The organism is Microcystis sp. M_OC_Ca_00000000_C217Col (assembly GCF_007095585.1).
Lineage (GTDB): Bacteria > Cyanobacteriota > Cyanobacteriia > Cyanobacteriales > Microcystaceae > Microcystis > Microcystis panniformis.
This window is the reverse complement of sequence record NZ_SFBV01000359.1, coordinates 1-15974: the sequence shown is the minus strand read 5'-3', so window position 1 is coordinate 15974 and position 15974 is coordinate 1. Positions and strand designations below refer to the sequence as shown.

The window sequence follows — 15974 nt, the reverse complement described above, 5'->3', positions numbered from 1 at the left end:
GTTCAAGCTGCACGAAATGAAAGAGAGGAACTCTCTGTTACTAATTATATTAGCGATCGCCACTATACTAATTAGTCTAGTTTTAGGGATTGTATTTGACAAAAAAGCAGCCTTATTAGGAATTTTGGCAGTTCCTGCCATGGTCGCTTCTTTTATCCATCCCCGTCTGGGATTATTAGCCCTAATCATCTATCTTCCCCTCAGTAGTACCGTCACTTTTGCCGTGGTGAGAGTTTTTCAGGTATTGGGCAACCTAGTTCGCTACGATCAATCCCATCTTCTCTACAAAATCGCCAAGGATGCCTTTTATTTCCCCGCTTTAGCGGCAATTTTAATTAAAACCAAAACTTTTAAGCAATTACGCCCCCAAATCAAGCCTTTTATCATCATAACTTTGATTTTACTTGCCAGCAGCCTGATAACTTTTCTTTTTGTCAATCTGCCCCAAGGATCAATTGCTGTGGGAATTGTGGGATTAAAAATCCTCCTAAGTTATATTCCCCTAGTTCTCTGTGGCTACTATCTAATCGAGCAAAAACGGGATTTATTCGTGGTTAATCGGCTTTTAATCGTGATTATCTTAGTCTGTTGTGTTTTAGCTCTAATTCAATACTTCTTACTCGTCCAAGGTATCTGTCCTGATAATGAATTCCTCAATCAACTGGAAGTTCTTGTCCCGAAATCCGACACCGAATTTTATCCGAATATTACCGAAAAAGCCACCTTGAAAGCTCAATGTTTTGTCGGCGGTTCATTGTTGTATAATCCCGATCGAGGCTTAATTCGTCTCCCCGGCACATTTTCCGATCCTTGGCAATGGGGTTGGTTTTTAGTATCTAGTAGCGTCATCAGTTACGCGGCCAGTTTTAGTGATCCGCAAAAAAGATGGCGCGTCGCTGGTTGGGTGGCCATGGTTTTAGTCTTGCTTGCGACTCTGGTTTCTGGACAAAGATTACCTTTTTTGCTAGTACCTTTGTTTTACTTGGTTCTTTTTATTGTTACTAGCAAAAGTAAACGAAAGTTACCATTAAAATTGGGAATCTTGGGACTGATTTCCCTGCTCGCGGTGACGTTAATTCCCTTTATTCAGGAAAGAGGGCTAAATTTTCTCGATCGCTGGCTCTATTCGTCTCCAATTGACTTTGTAGGCAATCAAATGCAGTGGATGTTCAATTATGTACAGCTTTTTGGTTTTGGTTTAGGCACAGCCAGCAGTGGCGCTCGTCATCTAGCGGGAGAAGAAGGGATAAGACTAATTGAAACCTACTACGCTAAACTCCTCTACGAAATCGGTATCGTCGGTTTTATCGCTTTTATGGCACTGGTGACAATTCTCTGTATTCTCACCTTTAAAGCCTATTTAAAAGTAAAAAATGCTGCTTTAAAGCATTGGGGTCTCTGTATCTGGATTTTTATACTTTTTATTAGCTATAACCCCTACTATTATCCTCTCTCCGTCGAGCCTGTTTCTGTTTACTATTGGTTATTCGCTGGAATATTGCTAAAACTGCCGGAAATCAGCGACAAATTGGAAGATGATGCGAGATTTTCCCAAAAAAATCAAGTGGAGAATTAAGAGGATTTTTATCGATAATTACATTATCTCTCGACTGATAGGAGTTAACCGCAATGACAGCAGAAACCGTTACCTATTCCCTGGAATCTGTCCTTAAGGAAATTAAAGATAGTATTAAAGGTGTTGATCGAAAGCTAGACACCTTCCAGAAAGATGTTGAGCAAAAGCTAGACAATCTCGAAAAAAGGTTTGAGCAAAAGCTAGACAATCTCGAAAAAAGTTTCGATCAAAAGCTAGATAATCTCGAAAAAAGGTTTGAGCAAAAGCTAGACAATCTCGAAAAAAGTTTCGATCAAAAGCTAGATAATCTCGAAAAAAGGTTTGAGCAAAAGCTAGAAACTTTACAGAAAAATGTCGAGCAAAAGCTAGAAACCCTACAGAAAAATGTCACCGATGTCAAGATAGGACTAGCAACTTTAACAGAGAAAGTCGATAGTATGGATAATCGACTGATCAAGGTGGAAGGAACCCAAAGTAACCAAATTTGGACATTAATAACTCTTTTGAGTGGTTCCTTGATTGCTGTGGGGTTCCGTGCTTTTTTTATGGGCAACAATCCCTAGTCGCTCGCTGTAGAGTAACGAGACTTTCTCGCTTGTACCACCCGATACCCTGCCCCCGGGAAAAACTTTTTCGGCAAGCCCCTGTTTTTTTATACACTTTATTTAAACAGTTTGAGTTATAAAATAACCGGCATGACTCAACCCACACTGCGCTCTAGTGTCTTAATTGTCGATGATTTGCCCAATAATGTGAGGCTATTGTCGATTATGCTCACCGAGAAGGGTTATCAGGTACGCAAAGCGATTAATGGACAGATGGCCCTGAATACAGTGCGATCGCTAATTCCCGACCTGATCCTCCTTGATATTAATATGCCCGATCTCAATGGTTATCAAGTTTGTGAACAGTTAAAAGCTGATGAAAAAACCAGAGAAATTCCCGTGATTTTTATTAGCGCTCTTGATGATGTCTTAGATAAAGTCAAAGCTTTTCAAGTGGGAGGTGTCGATTATATTTCTAAACCTTTCCAAGGGGAAGAAGTGATGGCCCGCATCGAAAATCAATTAACTATTTGCCGTCAAAAAAAACAACTACAAAACGAAATTCAAGAACGTCAAAAAACTGAGGAAACCTTAGAAATTTATCTTCATGCTGTCTCTCATGATCTCCGCAATCCCGTGATCGGGATGTCAATGATATTAAATAATTTAATTAAAAATTCTCAGGGAGAAACTAAAGAAGTATCCCGGAAGATTTTACAACAGATGGCCGACAGTTGCGATCGACAATTAACTTTAATTGATTCTCTCGTCGAAACCCGACAAAATGATCTTTGGGGAGTTTCCCTAGAACTAAAGCCTTTATCTCTCTACGAAATCGGTCAACAGATCAGTCAGGAATGGGAGTTAAGATTAAAGGAAAATCAAGCAACTTTAATTAATAATTTTTCCCCCGATTTACCCTTAGTTAATGCCGATGCTCACCATCTCTGGCGAGTTTTTGAGAATTTATTAGCCAATGCCCTTAAACACAATCCCCAAGGAATAATTATCACTTTATCCGCTAGACTAGAGGGCAATTATCTCTGGTGCAGCATTGCCGATAATGGGGTGGGAATTAGCGAAACCCAGAGAAAACAATTATTTGATCGCTATCAACGAGGCAACAATAATAATCAGATTAGTTTAGGACTAGGTTTATATCTATGTCGTCAAATTATCCATGCTCACGGAGGTGAAATTGGCATTATGAATAATGACGAAAAAGGTTCACAATTTTGGTTTACTTTACCCTACTAAGCTGTTGACTAAGTAGGTAGATGTTAAAAACTTTCAGACACCCCCCTTATCAAGGGGGGATTAAGGAAGTAGGTAGGCGTTAAAAATTATCAGATCCCCCCGCCTATCGGCACCCCCCTTATCAAGGGGGGCAGGGGGGATCGAACCTAAAATCCATTTTTAATTTAATTATAACCAGCTACTTATCTACACTACTCCTTAAGACTGTCTATGAGCAGGGAAGAGCCAGTTTAAGCATTTGTTTTTTTCCTGTGACCCCGGAAAGAAAGGGCTAAGATCTATTTAGATCAACTATCTTCACTTGCCATGGCCGCTAATGCCGACTATTCTGCCCATTCTAGCCTTAACTTGCAACAAGCTTGGCATACCTATCCGGTGGAAACCACCCTATCTATCCTCGGTAGTTCGGCTGTTAATGGCCTCAATAGGGAGCAAATCGCCCAAAGAATTAAATATTATGGCAAAAATGAACTAAAAGAACGTCCAGGGCGCAGTAATTGGCAAATTCTCCTAGATCAGTTTACCAATATTATGCTCCTCCTCTTAATTGCCGTGGCCATAATTTCCGGGGGACTGGATTTACTGGCATTACAGCGCGGTCATCTGGCTAAAATTGGTGTTCCCTTCAAAGATACGATCGCTATCTTAACAATTGTCATCCTCAATGGTATCCTCGGCTATCTGCAAGAAAGTCGCGCCGAAAAAGCTCTGGCCGCTTTAAAAAAACTCTCCTCTCCCCAAGTTAATGTTATCCGCGAGGGTCAACGCAGAGAAATAGACGCGGTTAATCTCGTCCCCGGGGACATCATGCTGATTGAAGCGGGAACCCAAATCAGTGCCGACGGCCAAATTATCGAAGCTTTTAACCTGCAAATTCGCGAATCGGCCTTGACAGGAGAGGCAAATAGTGTTAATAAATCCGCCTCCATTGACCCCTTAGACAGAGATACTCCCCTCGGCGATCGCTTAAATTTTGTCTTTACCGGAACAGAGGTACTGCAAGGCCGGGCCAAGGTCATCGTTACCAATACGGGGATGACAACGGAATTAGGCAAAATCGCTCAAATGTTAGCAACAGTCGGCAATGAACCCACTCCTCTCCAAAAAAGAATGACTCACTTGGGTAATGTCCTTGTTGCTGGTTCTCTCATTTTAGTTGCCCTGACTATTACCATCGGCCTGATCAATGCCGGTTGGTCGGCCCTAGAGGAATTAGTGGAAGTTTCCCTTAGTATGGCAGTAGCCGTCGTTCCCGAAGGATTACCCGCAGTTATCACCCTAACGCTCGCCCTAGGTACTCAACGCATGGTTAAACGTCAGGCCTTGATTCGTAAACTGCCGGCAGTAGAAACCCTCGGTTCCGTTAATGTGATCTGTTCCGACAAAACTGGGACGCTAACGGAAAATAAAATGATTGTACGCGAGATAGAGACAATTAATCGTAATTTTTCAGTTACTGGGGAAGGATATAGCCCAAAAGGACAATTTTTAGACTCCGAGCAACGGGCGATCGATCCCAAAACCGATCTAGAATTACATCATCTCTTAATTGCCAGTGTCCTCTGCAACGATGCCAGTTTATACCTCGATAATGGTCACGATAGCATTTTAGGCGATCCCACAGAAGGAGCCTTATTAGTTTTAGGGGCGAAAGCGGGCTTAAATTTATCCCTAACCAAGCAAGAGTTCCCTAGAATCGCTGAAATCCCCTTTTCTTCCCAAAGAAAGCGAATGTCGGTCATTTGTCAAGGAGTCAATCCCGTACTATTTACCAAAGGTTCCCCAGAATTAATCCTTGAACAATGTCTCTCCTATCAATCGGGATTAGAAAGTCTTCCTTTTGGGGATAGGGAAAAAGAAAAAGTCTTAGTCGCTAACAATGCTATGGCTAACAGGGGTTTACGAGTCTTAGGATTAGCCTACAAAAACCTGATTTATCCGTCAGAATCAACTGAAATCAGCGAAGATGAGCTAATTTGGTTAGGAATGGTCGGTATGATCGACGCAGCGCGACCGGAGGTACAAATCGCCGTGGCTAGGTGTCGAGAAGCGGGAATCCGTCCAATCATGATCACCGGCGATCATCAATTAACTGCTCTAGCGGTGGCTAAAAGTCTTGGTATTGCCCAAGCGGGAGCTTTAGTCATCTCAGGGCAAGAATTAGATAAATTATCACCAATTCAGCTAGAAAACCTTATTGACAAAACTAACATCTATGCCCGTGTCTCCCCCGAACATAAATTAACCATTGTCCGCGCCTTGCAAAAAAAGGGTAAATTTGTTGCTATGACTGGAGATGGGGTGAATGATGCTCCGGCCTTGAAACAAGCAGATATCGGCATTGCCATGGGAATCGCTGGAACCGATGTCACCAAAGAGGCTAGTGATATGATTCTCCTTGATGATAATTTTGCCACTATCGTCGCTGCCACGGAAGAAGGGCGAGTGGTTTATAACAATATTCGCAGTTTTATTAAATATATTCTCGGCAGTAATATCGGGGAAGTGATTACTATCGCCGCTTCGCCTCTTTTGGGTTTAGTTACTCCCCTAACTCCCCTACAAATTCTCTGGATGAATTTAGTTACCGATGGTTTACCTGCTTTAGCTTTGGCAGTGGAACCCGCTTCTTCTAATATTATGCGTCGCCCTCCTTTTAGTCCCCAAGAAAGTATTTTTGCTCGCGGTTTGGGAACTTATATCGTGAGAATTGGGATTATTTTTTCGATTATTAATATCACTCAAATGGTTATCGCTGTGCGCTTGGATCCGCTTTTTGGTAATACTGGTTCATGGAAAACTATGGTTTTTACTACTCTCTGTTTAGCTCAAATGGGTCATGCCATTTCTGTGCGATCGAGCGATCATCTTACCATAGAAATGAATCCTTTGACTAATCCCTATCTCTGGGTAGCAGTAACCCTGACGACAATTTTTCAACTGATGTTAATCTATGTTCCTGCTCTGCGAGATTTTTTCGGTACTCAATTTTTAACTAAAGAAGAATTATTAATCTGTTTGGGATTTAGTACCTTGTTATTCGTTTGGGTGGAGTTAGAAAAATTATTTACCCGTTGGTATCATCGGCGATAATCGGGGGGCTTTTTTCATTGTTCGGTAAACAGTGAACTGATACTAAATCCGTAAGGACATTGATGCGATTTTTGTCAATTGTTTTTGCTCTAGAACGAACTAATCAATAGAACTCTTGCCAGATAAGGATTTAGTCGATTTATGCCCCCCTATTGAACCATACCAAGTAACGAAGAACCCTAATTATTATCTCTATCAATTTAATTTCTATGAGTGAACATGAGCTAATATCTTTGATTTATAGCTCCATTTTACTATGTCTATAATTTAGTTTTTTACTTTAATTGATTATTCTAAATTATGATTTATCTCTTGGATTTCTTCTTTTATTTATCTGTTGACTCCTCTAGGTGGTGTTAATTCTTATTGCTCCTTATTGAGAATAGGTTTTGATGCCATTTTTGGTGCTTTACTGTTTCTCAAATGCCTTTTTTCGCTCCTTATGTTTATTTTTATGCTCACTTTGATTTTTTCTCTCCGTAATTTCTCTCTGTGACAGCTTAGGGTGCGGAATGTGGGTTATATAGAAAGGCATTTAGCGATTTTTGTCAATTTAGAGCGAACTAATCAATTAAGTCTCTTGCCAGATAAGGATTTAGTCGATTTATGCCCCCCTATCGAACCATAACAAGTAACGAAGAGCCACAATTACCGAAGAGCCATAAATATGTAATCGCACCAGGGAGATTTTTTAAAGTCTGAATTGTCCCACTAAGTTCTTGAGCAAGACCTAGGGTAACTTCACATTCAGCCAACCCCACATGACTGGGCAGTAAAAATAAGTTATCACGACCATCAATAGGAATACATTCCACAGCTTCAATTAATCTCGGTTGAGACTCAAAAGCAGGTGCTAAAGCTGTTTTAATATTAGAGCAAGTATTGTAAGTAGGTGGGTGGAATTAAATATAAGATGAACGTAGGTTGGGTTGAAGCATGAAACCCAACGCCCGATTATGTTACGCTACCGCTAACCCATCCTACAAATAATTGCGCCTCCCTACTTAGATTGCTTGTAGTCTTTCCTCCCTATCTTCACTTTCATTAGTCAAAGCCATACCAGTTAAGTTACATTGGGGATCGGTATCGACAATAATTACTCTTTTGCCCTTCTCAGCAAGCATCCAACCAAGGTTAAAAGTGGTTGTAGTTTTGCTCACTCCACCTTTATGATTAAAAAAAGCTATTTTTTGCACCATGGCATTAATTATATTTGAAGATTGTTACCCTTGGTCGTTATCATAACATCAGTGTGGAGATTTTGCCATGATTTCTAGGCTATAATCAGACTTTCGGATTCCTCGTCTTAATGCCTAGCAATTAAGGAAAAATTGCGCCATGGTTTCCACCCTAAAACCCCCAACTGGATATTTAAGCAATTTCATCGGGATTAATGCCCAATTCTCGCAGCTTTTGGGCTAATTTTTCCGCCCGTTGTTGTTCTCTTTCTTTGGCTAATCTTTCCCGTTCTTTGGCTAATCTTTCCTGTTGGGCCGACTCTTGAGGGGTGGGGACTAATTCACCCGATTCGGTGAAATAGCGCAATTTATTGGCAAAAATCCCTAAATATAATCCTAGTTGCTTACTCCATAAATAACCGTTTTCATTGGGGGTAATCGGTTGGTATTGTCCCTCGATTAAAGTGAATCCTTGCCATTCTAAGGTATTAGGATCAAACCAAAAATACTCAGGAGTCCGGAAAGTATGCTGATATAGTTCCTTTTTGGCTTTTCTGTCCACATTAGCGGTGGAATCGGAGAGAATTTCGATGATTACATTGGGATATTTACCCCCTTCTCCCCAGACGACCCAACTTTTCCTGGGACGTTTCTCTGTATCTAAAACCACGAAAAAATCTGGTCCACAAAAATCTCGCTGTTTCAGTTGTCTTTCGTTATAATAAATAGTCAAATTGCCCGAGGCATAGTAATCGTTTCTATCTTGCCAGAGCCAATCAAGACAAGATAATAATAAAATAATTTGTTGTAAATGCAGATCACTTTCCACGGGTGGTTCATCACTCCATAAATCGGTGGGAGGACAGACAATATCGGTAGCAATATCTAGGGTTGTCATCGTTTATAAACCCATTGAGTCAATTTGGGGTGATTCTAGCAACAAGGGACAATCAATACAATTATATTATAAGTCCGATCGTTTTGCTTGGGGTGCATCTCATTTTTGTAAATCTACTAATTTGGGATTTTTAAGGGGAAACTTTCTCCTAAAATTGGGCGTTACTTTCGGTTTTATCACTCAATCCAAGCTTTTGGGTAGGGTTGATTCATAGTAGGGTTGATTCATGAATCAACCCTACCCAAACCCCCCGTTGGGACCCAAACCCCGGAGCGCATTAGTTTTTCGGTGGGATGCTTACACGCGATTGTTCATATTTTTGTACTAATTTAAGAGTCACTGATAATTGCTAATTGTCGGTATTTCTGCAAATGTGAGATGCACTCCTTAATCTTCCGCTCGGTCCTAGGGAGATTTTTGTCAAGTCTGAACTCGAATTACTTAACAATTCGGTGAAGGTGAATCAACGAGAGCCGTTAATCTTTATTAAGGGGGATTTGCCTTCAATCCCCTTGGTTGAAGGACTTATAAAAACCAGAGGAAAGCAATTAAAATCACAGTGAGAGTGGCGGCAAAAATGAGAGCGTATTCAATTTTCTTATTGATAATACCAATAACCATGACCAGGGTAATTGCCAGAAGAAACACACCGATATAGACTAGATCTTGAGAACCTGAATTAACTAAATTATTATTTAAAGTCGTTGTGGGTGTGGGAGTTTGTAGAATTGTTGATGAGAGACTAATCGTGGAGGTAATGAACATAAATATTTATGACTACCATAGAACTAATTTTATACAGTAAACCGGACTGTCATCTTTGCGAAGGGTTGCTAGAGAAACTAGAAAAAATCCGTCAACCGGACTGGCAGTTAGAAATTAGGGACATTACCAGTCGAGAGGATTGGTTTAACGCTTATCAGTACGAAATCCCCGTCCTCTGTCAAAAACTGGCCACGGGGGAAAAAATCCTTCCTCGTCTTTCCCCCCGGGCAAATGCCGAACAATTGGCCCGTCTTTTAGCCAATAATTTAACCTAGGGGCTAATTACCCGGACTAGGACTAACGACTGGACTAGGAGAGGGAGAAGACTGGGCGACTGGTTGCGGTTTGGCTGCCGGTTGAGTTTGATACCATTTAAAGTGTTGGTAGGCCGTGCGCGATATTTGTTGAATCAGAGTCCTAGCGTTACTATCATTGTGGGGACGTTTGACCATCACTGCTCCTAGATAGCGTTTCCCGTTGGGCATATCAATAATCCCCGCATCCGCTAACATCGAGCCAATATCACCGGTTTTATGGGCAATATCGGCGGATTTCTCGATACCTTGGGGCAGCAGGGTGCGAGTGCGCGTTTCCTGCATAATATTTAATAGACGATCGCGGGAACGTAAACTGAGTAATTCCCCTTGATTAACTTTTCCTAAGATTGTCACCAAATCTCTCGGACTTGTGGTATTGGTTCCTTCCAAGTCTGGTAAAGGGTTATTAATTACCGTACTGGTCAAACCCCAAGCTTGAAAACGCTGATTAAGAGCCTTTTTGCCGCCCATGCGCTTAATTAACATATTAGTAGCGGTATTATCGCTAATTACGTTCATTTTAGTGGCGGTTTCTAGGGCAGTATAGGTTTTATTCACTCCTAGATACTCCATATCCCCAGACCCACTGGCCAGGACATCCTTAGTGGCCACAAGGGTTTCATCGAGACGAATTTTCCCCGCGTCCACATCCTCAAAAAAGGCCACCAGAATCGGGATTTTAATCGTACTAGCGGCAGCAAAAATAGTATCTCCTCGAAAATTAGCGTAAGCACCGTTATCAAGGTCAATAAATAAAGCTCCGGCCTGTAATTTCGGATATTTGACCGCTAAAGCCTGTAATTTCTGGTTAAGGCTGCTGAGATTTTCGTTTAAAACTAAGGTGGTCGGTTTTGGGGTGACGGGTTTGGGAGTCGGGGAATTAGTAGCGGTGGGTTTTGGGTGTAGGGGTAATTTGCTCGGATCCACCACCGTTAAAACCGTACCAGCGATCGCACCTAAACCGACACCAAGGATAGAGAAGCGAAGAACCTGAAGGAGAAAAGAAGCGATTAGGTTAGGTTTACGCTGTTTTTTTGCCCTTTTAACGGCTACAGGCTTTTTTTTGTTGTTTGAGTCCAGGGACCTAGGGGACCCAGGGCCAGATTGGACTTTAGTAGGACGACGAGTTACTTGACGAGTCACGGTTTTCCTCAAGGGTATCCAGATTTATTATCGATCGCTAGGAGAATTTTTTTTCTTGCCCTTGAGACTATCAAGACCGAGAAAAAGTTGCCCGATACTTTCAATATGACCGATAATACCCCGCAGCAGGGCTAATTCCTCCACCGTGGGCCGGGCCCGATGATAAAATTGCCGGAATTTCTCCATCCTAGCGGCGGCGGTGTGGGGGTAAAGATAGCCAATTTTGAGCAAAAAGCTCTCTAAGTGCTGATAATAGCCTTCTAGAGCTTCAAAAGTGGCATTAGGGAGCGTTTCTACCGGGGTTTCGAGCCTATTTTCCCTGGTCATTTGGTACAGTTCGTAGGAGCAAACCGCCACCGCTTGGGCGAGATTGAGGGAGGAATATTGAGGATTAGCGGGAATACCGACAAAACGCTGGGCGTGGTTCAGTTCGCTGTTACTTAAACCCCGGTCTTCTGGCCCGAAAATTAGGGCCGATTCTAGGTTAGGGGTGAGTAACCAGGGTAAGGCGGTCCGGGGTGTTTCAAGGGGAGTATTCAGGTGACGGGGTTTCGAGGTGGTGGCAATGATGCGATGACAACCCTGCAAAGCTTCCCCAAGGGTGGCTACCTGTGAACAGTTTTCTAGGACTTCAATCCCGTGTACTGCCATGCGTCGCGCTTCTTCTGCAAGGATATCACAGACGGGATTGACGATAATTAAGCGACTTAAGCCCATATTCCGCATAATTCTGGCAGTGGAACCCACATTTAAGGCTCCGGCTGGTTCAACTAAAATAATTCTCAGGCGATCGAGTGGGGAACTCTGATTATTTTCATCTACACTCATAGATAAGGCGCAGTTTTTGACTTTTTAATTTTAATCATGGCACGTCAGCCCTCGAAGTCCGATCTTCCCAGTAAAATTTGTCCCGTTTGCGGTTTATCCTTTACTTGGCGCAAAAAGTGGCAAAACTGTTGGCATGAGGTCAAATACTGTTCGGAACGCTGTCGTCGTCGCAAGTCCTCGGTGAATCAGTAAAAAGCCGAGAATTTTAACTATCAAATAGGCACTCTTGCAAAAGGCAATTTTTAGCTGAGGACTTAGATGGGTAATTAATTTTGCTGAGGTACTCTATTAGCTTTTAATTTTACGGTTAATTTAGTAAGCTGATACTTGGCTAAATTAACTTTTTCTTAAGAGAATCTCAATGCACATTGCCTGGTTAGGAAAAAAATCTCCTTTTTGCGGTAACGTTACCTATGGGCGAGAAGTGACTAATTCCCTGCTCGATCGAGATTATCAAGTCAGTTTTCTGCATTTTTCTTCCGAAAAACCCACCGTAAGCGATTGGCCTGACTTTTACGACGAAATCACCCTGCCACGTCTCTATAGTTCCCAAGTCTATACTATTCCCACCCTGAAATCGAGTCGGGTTCTACAGGATAAACTCAGGGAACTGAAACCCGATCTAGTTCATGCGTCCTTACCCCTGTCTCCCCTCGATTTTCTGCTACCAGAAATTTGTGAGTCTTTAGATTTGCCTCTGGTGGCGACTTTTCACCCGGCTTTTGATAGTAAAATTCGCAATATCATCTCCAGTACCCAATTATTAACCTACCAACTACACGCCCCTTTTTTAGCTAATTACGATAAAGTAATTATTTTTTCCACCTCTCAACGGGATTTTTTAGTTAAATTGGGAGTTCCCGAAGAAAAATTAGCAATTATTCCCAATGGGGTTGATATTAATAAGTATTGTCCAGGACTATCGAATATTAAAGCTCAATACAATGCCGATTGTTTATTTATTTATCTCGGTCGGATCATGCCGGAGAAAAATGTAGAATCTTTATTGAAAGCTTGGAAAAAAACCAATTTAGGGGGTAGATGCAAACTGCTCATTGTTGGCGATGGTCCGTTAACTCCTTCCCTCAAGCCTTTTTATGGAGAAGAAGATGGTATTATCTGGTTAGGTTTTATCGGCGATGAAAATAAACGAATTGAAATTTTGCGCGGGGTTGACGGCTTTATTTTACCCTCTTTAGTGGAGGGTTTATCGATTTCCCTCTTGGAAGCGATGGCCTGCGGTGTTGCTTGTCTGGCTACGGATGTGGGTGCCGATGGGGAAGTGTTAAAAGGTGCGGGAATAGTTCTAGATACTAAAGGACTAATTACCCAATTAAAAACTCTCTTGCCTGTATTACGAGATCATCCCGAATTAACCACAATTTTAGGTCAAAAAGCCCGTCAAAGAGTTTTAGACTCTTACACTCTTAGCAAAAATATTGATCGCTTACAGTTAGTTTATCAAGAAGTGTTAGCCCAAAAACAATCTTCTCTTAGCTACTTTCACTAAGGAATTTATATGACGATTGCCCGGACAATTTGCTTGGGATTTATTGCGGTAATTTTAGCGGGAACTTCCCTGTTGATGTTGCCTGTTTCTACCACTAGCGGCACTTGGAATGACCCAATTGTTGCCCTCTTTACCTCCACTTCTGCTGTCTGTGTCACGGGTTTAGCAGTGGTAGATACGGGTACTTATTTTTCTTTTTGGGGTCAATTATTTATTGCTTTATTAATTCAAGTGGGTGGACTGGGATATATGACCACTACCACTTTTTTAATGTTATTAATTGGGCGAAAATTTGACCTGAGACAGAAGTTAGCAATTCAAGAATCCTTTGATCGACCTTTCCTACAAGGTAGTCAAAGTTTAATGAAATCAGTGATTGCTACTACTTTAGTTTTTGAGTTAACAGCAACTTTTGTTATGTTAACTGTCTTCGCCCAAAAGTATGATTTTAGATATGCGGTATGGTTATCTTTATTTCATAGTATTAGTGCTTGGAATAATGCGGGTTTTGGCTTGTTTAAAGATAACTTAATTTCCTATCATTCTTCAATTATTATTAACTTATCTATCACAGGATTAATCATTTTTGGAGGTATCGGTTATCAGGTAATTATCGAGTTTTACACTTGGTTTATTTACCGCTTTCAATATAAACGAAAAGGCTTTGTTTTTTCGCTTAACTACAAAGTTGCTATCAGCACAACCATATTTTTATTAGTGATAGGAACATTAGCTTTTCTACTTACTGAACAGGGAAATGGTGACACTTTAGCTAATTTATCACTTAAAGATAAATTCCTGGCCGCTTGGTTCCAATCGGTAACATCGAGAACAGCAGGATTTAATACCATTGATATTGGTAAAATTTCCGTGGAAGGTTTATTAATTACCATGGCTTTGATGTTTATAGGAGCCAGTCCTAGTGGTACAGGGGGAGGTATTAAAACCACAACTTTTAGGATTTTATATAACTGTACCCGCTCGGTTTTACGGGGACATGAAGAAGTGACTCTCTATCAAAGACGCATTCCCATGCCGTTAATTTTAAAGTCAATGGCGGTGGTTTTTGGTTCGGTTATAGCGATTATTATTTCCACCCTAGCTATCTCATTTGTGGAGACAGATTTTAAAATGATTCAACTATTTTTTGAGGTAGTTTCTGCCTTTGGAACTGTCGGCTTATCTATGGGAATAACCGCCGCTTTATCACCGATTTCTAAGTTAATTATTGTTTTTATGATGTATCTGGGACGGGTAGGAGTTATACTTTTAATAGCGGCTATTATCGGCGATCCAAAACCAACAGTTATTAATTACCCCGAAGAAAACCTTTTAGTGGGATAATTAATATCAGTTATCAGTTATCAGTTATCAGTTTCTCCTGTCTCCTCACTCATTGACACTAGCATTTTAAATGCGTAACAGTTTAACTTCTTATGCAATCAATTAAATTTTTTAGTAGTATGCGTCCCCAAAATCGTCAATTTGCCGTCATCGGATTAGGCAGATTTGGGCGCGCCGTCTGTGAAACCCTACGCAAACAAGGTTATCAGGTGGTAGGGACAGATATTGACGAAGGATTAGTAGCGCAAGCGTTATCTGATCGGATAGTAGATAATGCGATCGAGCTTGATTCTACCAAACCTAACGCTCTGCGAGAAGCGGGAATTTTTGAAACCGATACGGTGATTGTCGCTATTGGTAAATACGTGGAAGAAAGTATCATTACTACTCTCAATTGTAAGGAAGCGGGGGTTAATTTTGTCGCCGCTAAAGCCTCCACAGAAATCCATGGAAAATTACTCAAAAAAGTTGGTGCAGATTTAGTAGTTTTTCCCGAATACGATGCTGGTTGTGAGTTAGCGCACCGTTTAACTAGACCATCAATTTTAGAACGATTTGATCTCGATCCCGAACATAGTATTGTCGAGTTAAAAGTCCCGGAAGCTTTTCACGGTAAAACCCTAGCAGAGTTAGAAATTCGTAATCGTTATGGGTTAAATATTGTCGCTGTCGGTAATGCGGAAAAATTCAAGATTAACCCCAATCCCCAAGAAAGATTACACAAGGATTTAGCAATGGTGGTGATTGGTTCTAACCGAGATATTCAGCGTTTACCGATTTGACACTCCCCGCTCTAAAGAGACGGGGATTCTTGGTTCACAGAGATTACTTGCTTAGACAGAATTGCTTCTGAAAAAGTAGAGGTATTCTCTCCCCAAGCGTTTATTGGATCGAGCCCAAAAGTTCCGACACGCCCTGCCGTACCCAACAAGCGTACGTTATTAATAGCGTACGCTATAATATTGGTATGGGAAAAAATCAGGCTCAAGAAAGAAGAAATCGTATCGAAAAAGGTCTTTGCCGTTTTTGCATTAGACCAAGACTTCTTAACAGCAATCAACTTTGCGAAGATCATTACATACAAAATGCGGTCAAGTGCGCTATCGGCAAATGCGATAAAGAAACCGTAGCGATTTTGAAATCCAAATTCCACGATCATCCTTACTGTCCTTACACAGGCGAAAAACTGGTTTTGGGAGTAAACACGCATATTGACCACATCGAATCTAAGAAGAATAGACCAGACCTTGCTAAAGAGTTGACGAATCTTGAGTGGGTGTCAGATAGAGCGAATCTAGCAAAAAATGGAATGAGTAAACAGGAGTTTATTCAATTCTGCTCGCTAGTCGCTTCTCTCAACCAATCCCCTTGATGCCCTACCGTACTTAGTCCCCTTTTAAGGATAATTAAAGTCAGTAAGAGAGTCGCCTCTCCTACTGCTCTACAAAACGGAACGTGACAATTTCTCGTCATTCCGCTCCTCAACTACACGGGGTTTGTCATTCCTACGTCATTACCAA

General features: G+C 41.3%; 13 protein-coding genes and 3 pseudogenes. 9 read left to right on the top strand and 7 right to left on the bottom strand.

Annotated elements, in window-relative coordinates; genetic code table 11:
• The first annotated feature begins 16 nt into the window (after positions 1-16).
• From EWV66_RS23330 to EWV66_RS23315, 4 genes are all read left to right on the top strand, one after another.
• Positions 17-1576 carry a hypothetical protein gene (locus EWV66_RS23330; protein ID WP_287107827.1) on the top strand — a complete coding sequence of 520 codons (1560 nt, stop codon included), beginning with the start codon at positions 17-19 and terminating at the stop codon, positions 1574-1576.
• 53 nt (positions 1577-1629) lie between these two features.
• Positions 1630-2139, top strand: coding sequence for a DUF4164 family protein (locus tag EWV66_RS23325; RefSeq protein WP_052277523.1), 510 nt, complete (start codon positions 1630-1632; stop codon positions 2137-2139).
• 132 nt (positions 2140-2271) lie between these two features.
• The gene (locus EWV66_RS23320; protein WP_052277522.1) at positions 2272-3378 is read left to right on the top strand and encodes a hybrid sensor histidine kinase/response regulator; all 1107 of its coding nucleotides are present in this window, start codon (positions 2272-2274) and stop codon (positions 3376-3378) included.
• A gap of 306 nt (positions 3379-3684) precedes the next feature.
• A complete protein-coding gene (locus EWV66_RS23315; RefSeq protein ID WP_287107826.1) occupies positions 3685-6471 on the top strand; it encodes a cation-translocating P-type ATPase in 2787 nt (928 codons plus the stop codon).
• A 662-nt stretch (positions 6472-7133) separates the two neighbouring features.
• On the opposite strand, the pseudogene EWV66_RS24280 reads toward EWV66_RS23315, so the two are convergent.
• The 4 genes and pseudogenes from EWV66_RS24280 to EWV66_RS23300 all read right to left on the bottom strand — a co-directional run.
• Positions 7134-7358: pseudogene (locus tag EWV66_RS24280) on the bottom strand (hypothetical protein); the annotation flags it as partial.
• Positions 7359-7478: 120 nt separating this feature from the next.
• Positions 7479-7670: pseudogene (locus EWV66_RS23310) on the bottom strand (ParA family protein); the annotation flags it as partial.
• 172 nt (positions 7671-7842) lie between these two features.
• Positions 7843-8547 carry a Uma2 family endonuclease gene (locus tag EWV66_RS23305; protein ID WP_072927366.1) on the bottom strand — a complete coding sequence of 235 codons (705 nt, stop codon included), beginning with the start codon at positions 8545-8547 and terminating at the stop codon, positions 7843-7845.
• 525 nt (positions 8548-9072) lie between these two features.
• The gene (locus EWV66_RS23300) at positions 9073-9312 is read right to left on the bottom strand and encodes a hypothetical protein (protein WP_052277519.1); all 240 of its coding nucleotides are present in this window, start codon (positions 9310-9312) and stop codon (positions 9073-9075) included.
• Between the two features lie 8 nt (positions 9313-9320).
• Between EWV66_RS23300 and EWV66_RS23295 the strand changes: the two genes are divergently transcribed.
• On the top strand, positions 9321-9587 hold the full coding sequence (locus tag EWV66_RS23295) for a glutaredoxin family protein (protein ID WP_008204472.1): 267 nt from the start codon (positions 9321-9323) through the stop codon (positions 9585-9587).
• 3 nt (positions 9588-9590) lie between these two features.
• Here the strand turns inward: EWV66_RS23295 and EWV66_RS23290 are convergent, their stop codons facing one another.
• Both EWV66_RS23290 and EWV66_RS23285 read right to left on the bottom strand, forming a co-directional pair.
• Entirely contained in the window at positions 9591-10772 is a 1182-nt protein-coding gene (locus tag EWV66_RS23290; RefSeq protein WP_287107825.1) for a serine hydrolase, read from the bottom strand.
• A 27-nt stretch (positions 10773-10799) separates the two neighbouring features.
• Positions 10800-11600: an RNA methyltransferase gene (locus EWV66_RS23285; protein WP_287107824.1), complete on the bottom strand. Its 801-nt coding sequence runs from the start codon at positions 11598-11600 to the stop codon at positions 10800-10802.
• A gap of 36 nt (positions 11601-11636) precedes the next feature.
• Here EWV66_RS23285 and EWV66_RS23280 point away from each other — a divergent pair, with 36 nt between their 5' ends.
• The 4 genes from EWV66_RS23280 (at position 11637) to EWV66_RS23265 (ending at position 15236) form a co-directional block, all read left to right on the top strand.
• Positions 11637-11792, top strand: coding sequence for a DUF2256 domain-containing protein (locus EWV66_RS23280; RefSeq protein ID WP_002765473.1), 156 nt, complete (start codon positions 11637-11639; stop codon positions 11790-11792).
• Between the two features lie 169 nt (positions 11793-11961).
• Positions 11962-13110, top strand: coding sequence for a glycosyltransferase family 4 protein (locus EWV66_RS23275; RefSeq protein WP_287107823.1), 1149 nt, complete (start codon positions 11962-11964; stop codon positions 13108-13110).
• Positions 13111-13119: 9 nt separating this feature from the next.
• Entirely contained in the window at positions 13120-14454 is a 1335-nt protein-coding gene (locus EWV66_RS23270) for a TrkH family potassium uptake protein (protein ID WP_052277515.1), read from the top strand.
• Between the two features lie 92 nt (positions 14455-14546).
• Positions 14547-15236 carry a potassium channel family protein gene (locus tag EWV66_RS23265; protein WP_002750520.1) on the top strand — a complete coding sequence of 230 codons (690 nt, stop codon included), beginning with the start codon at positions 14547-14549 and terminating at the stop codon, positions 15234-15236.
• A gap of 11 nt (positions 15237-15247) precedes the next feature.
• On the opposite strand, the pseudogene EWV66_RS24510 reads toward EWV66_RS23265, so the two are convergent.
• Positions 15248-15388 (bottom strand): annotated as a pseudogene (locus EWV66_RS24510) (RNA-guided endonuclease TnpB family protein); the annotation flags it as partial.
• Between the last annotated feature and the right edge of the window lie 586 nt (positions 15389-15974).

Coding starts and splice junctions, on each gene's coding strand:
- EWV66_RS23295 (WP_008204472.1), top strand. CDS start 9,321: ATGACTACCATAGAACTAATTTTATACAGTAAACCGGACTGTCATCTT.
- EWV66_RS23275 (WP_287107823.1), top strand. CDS start 11,962: ATGCACATTGCCTGGTTAGGAAAAAAATCTCCTTTTTGCGGTAACGTT.
- EWV66_RS23285 (WP_287107824.1), bottom strand. CDS start 11,600: ATGAGTGTAGATGAAAATAATCAGAGTTCCCCACTCGATCGCCTGAGA.
- EWV66_RS23315 (WP_287107826.1), top strand. CDS start 3,685: ATGGCCGCTAATGCCGACTATTCTGCCCATTCTAGCCTTAACTTGCAA.
- EWV66_RS23320 (WP_052277522.1), top strand. CDS start 2,272: ATGACTCAACCCACACTGCGCTCTAGTGTCTTAATTGTCGATGATTTG.
- EWV66_RS23265 (WP_002750520.1), top strand. CDS start 14,547: ATGCAATCAATTAAATTTTTTAGTAGTATGCGTCCCCAAAATCGTCAA.
- EWV66_RS23305 (WP_072927366.1), bottom strand. CDS start 8,547: ATGACAACCCTAGATATTGCTACCGATATTGTCTGTCCTCCCACCGAT.
- EWV66_RS23300 (WP_052277519.1), bottom strand. CDS start 9,312: ATGTTCATTACCTCCACGATTAGTCTCTCATCAACAATTCTACAAACT.
- EWV66_RS23280 (WP_002765473.1), top strand. CDS start 11,637: ATGGCACGTCAGCCCTCGAAGTCCGATCTTCCCAGTAAAATTTGTCCC.
- EWV66_RS23270 (WP_052277515.1), top strand. CDS start 13,120: ATGACGATTGCCCGGACAATTTGCTTGGGATTTATTGCGGTAATTTTA.
- EWV66_RS23325 (WP_052277523.1), top strand. CDS start 1,630: ATGACAGCAGAAACCGTTACCTATTCCCTGGAATCTGTCCTTAAGGAA.
- EWV66_RS23330 (WP_287107827.1), top strand. CDS start 17: ATGAAAGAGAGGAACTCTCTGTTACTAATTATATTAGCGATCGCCACT.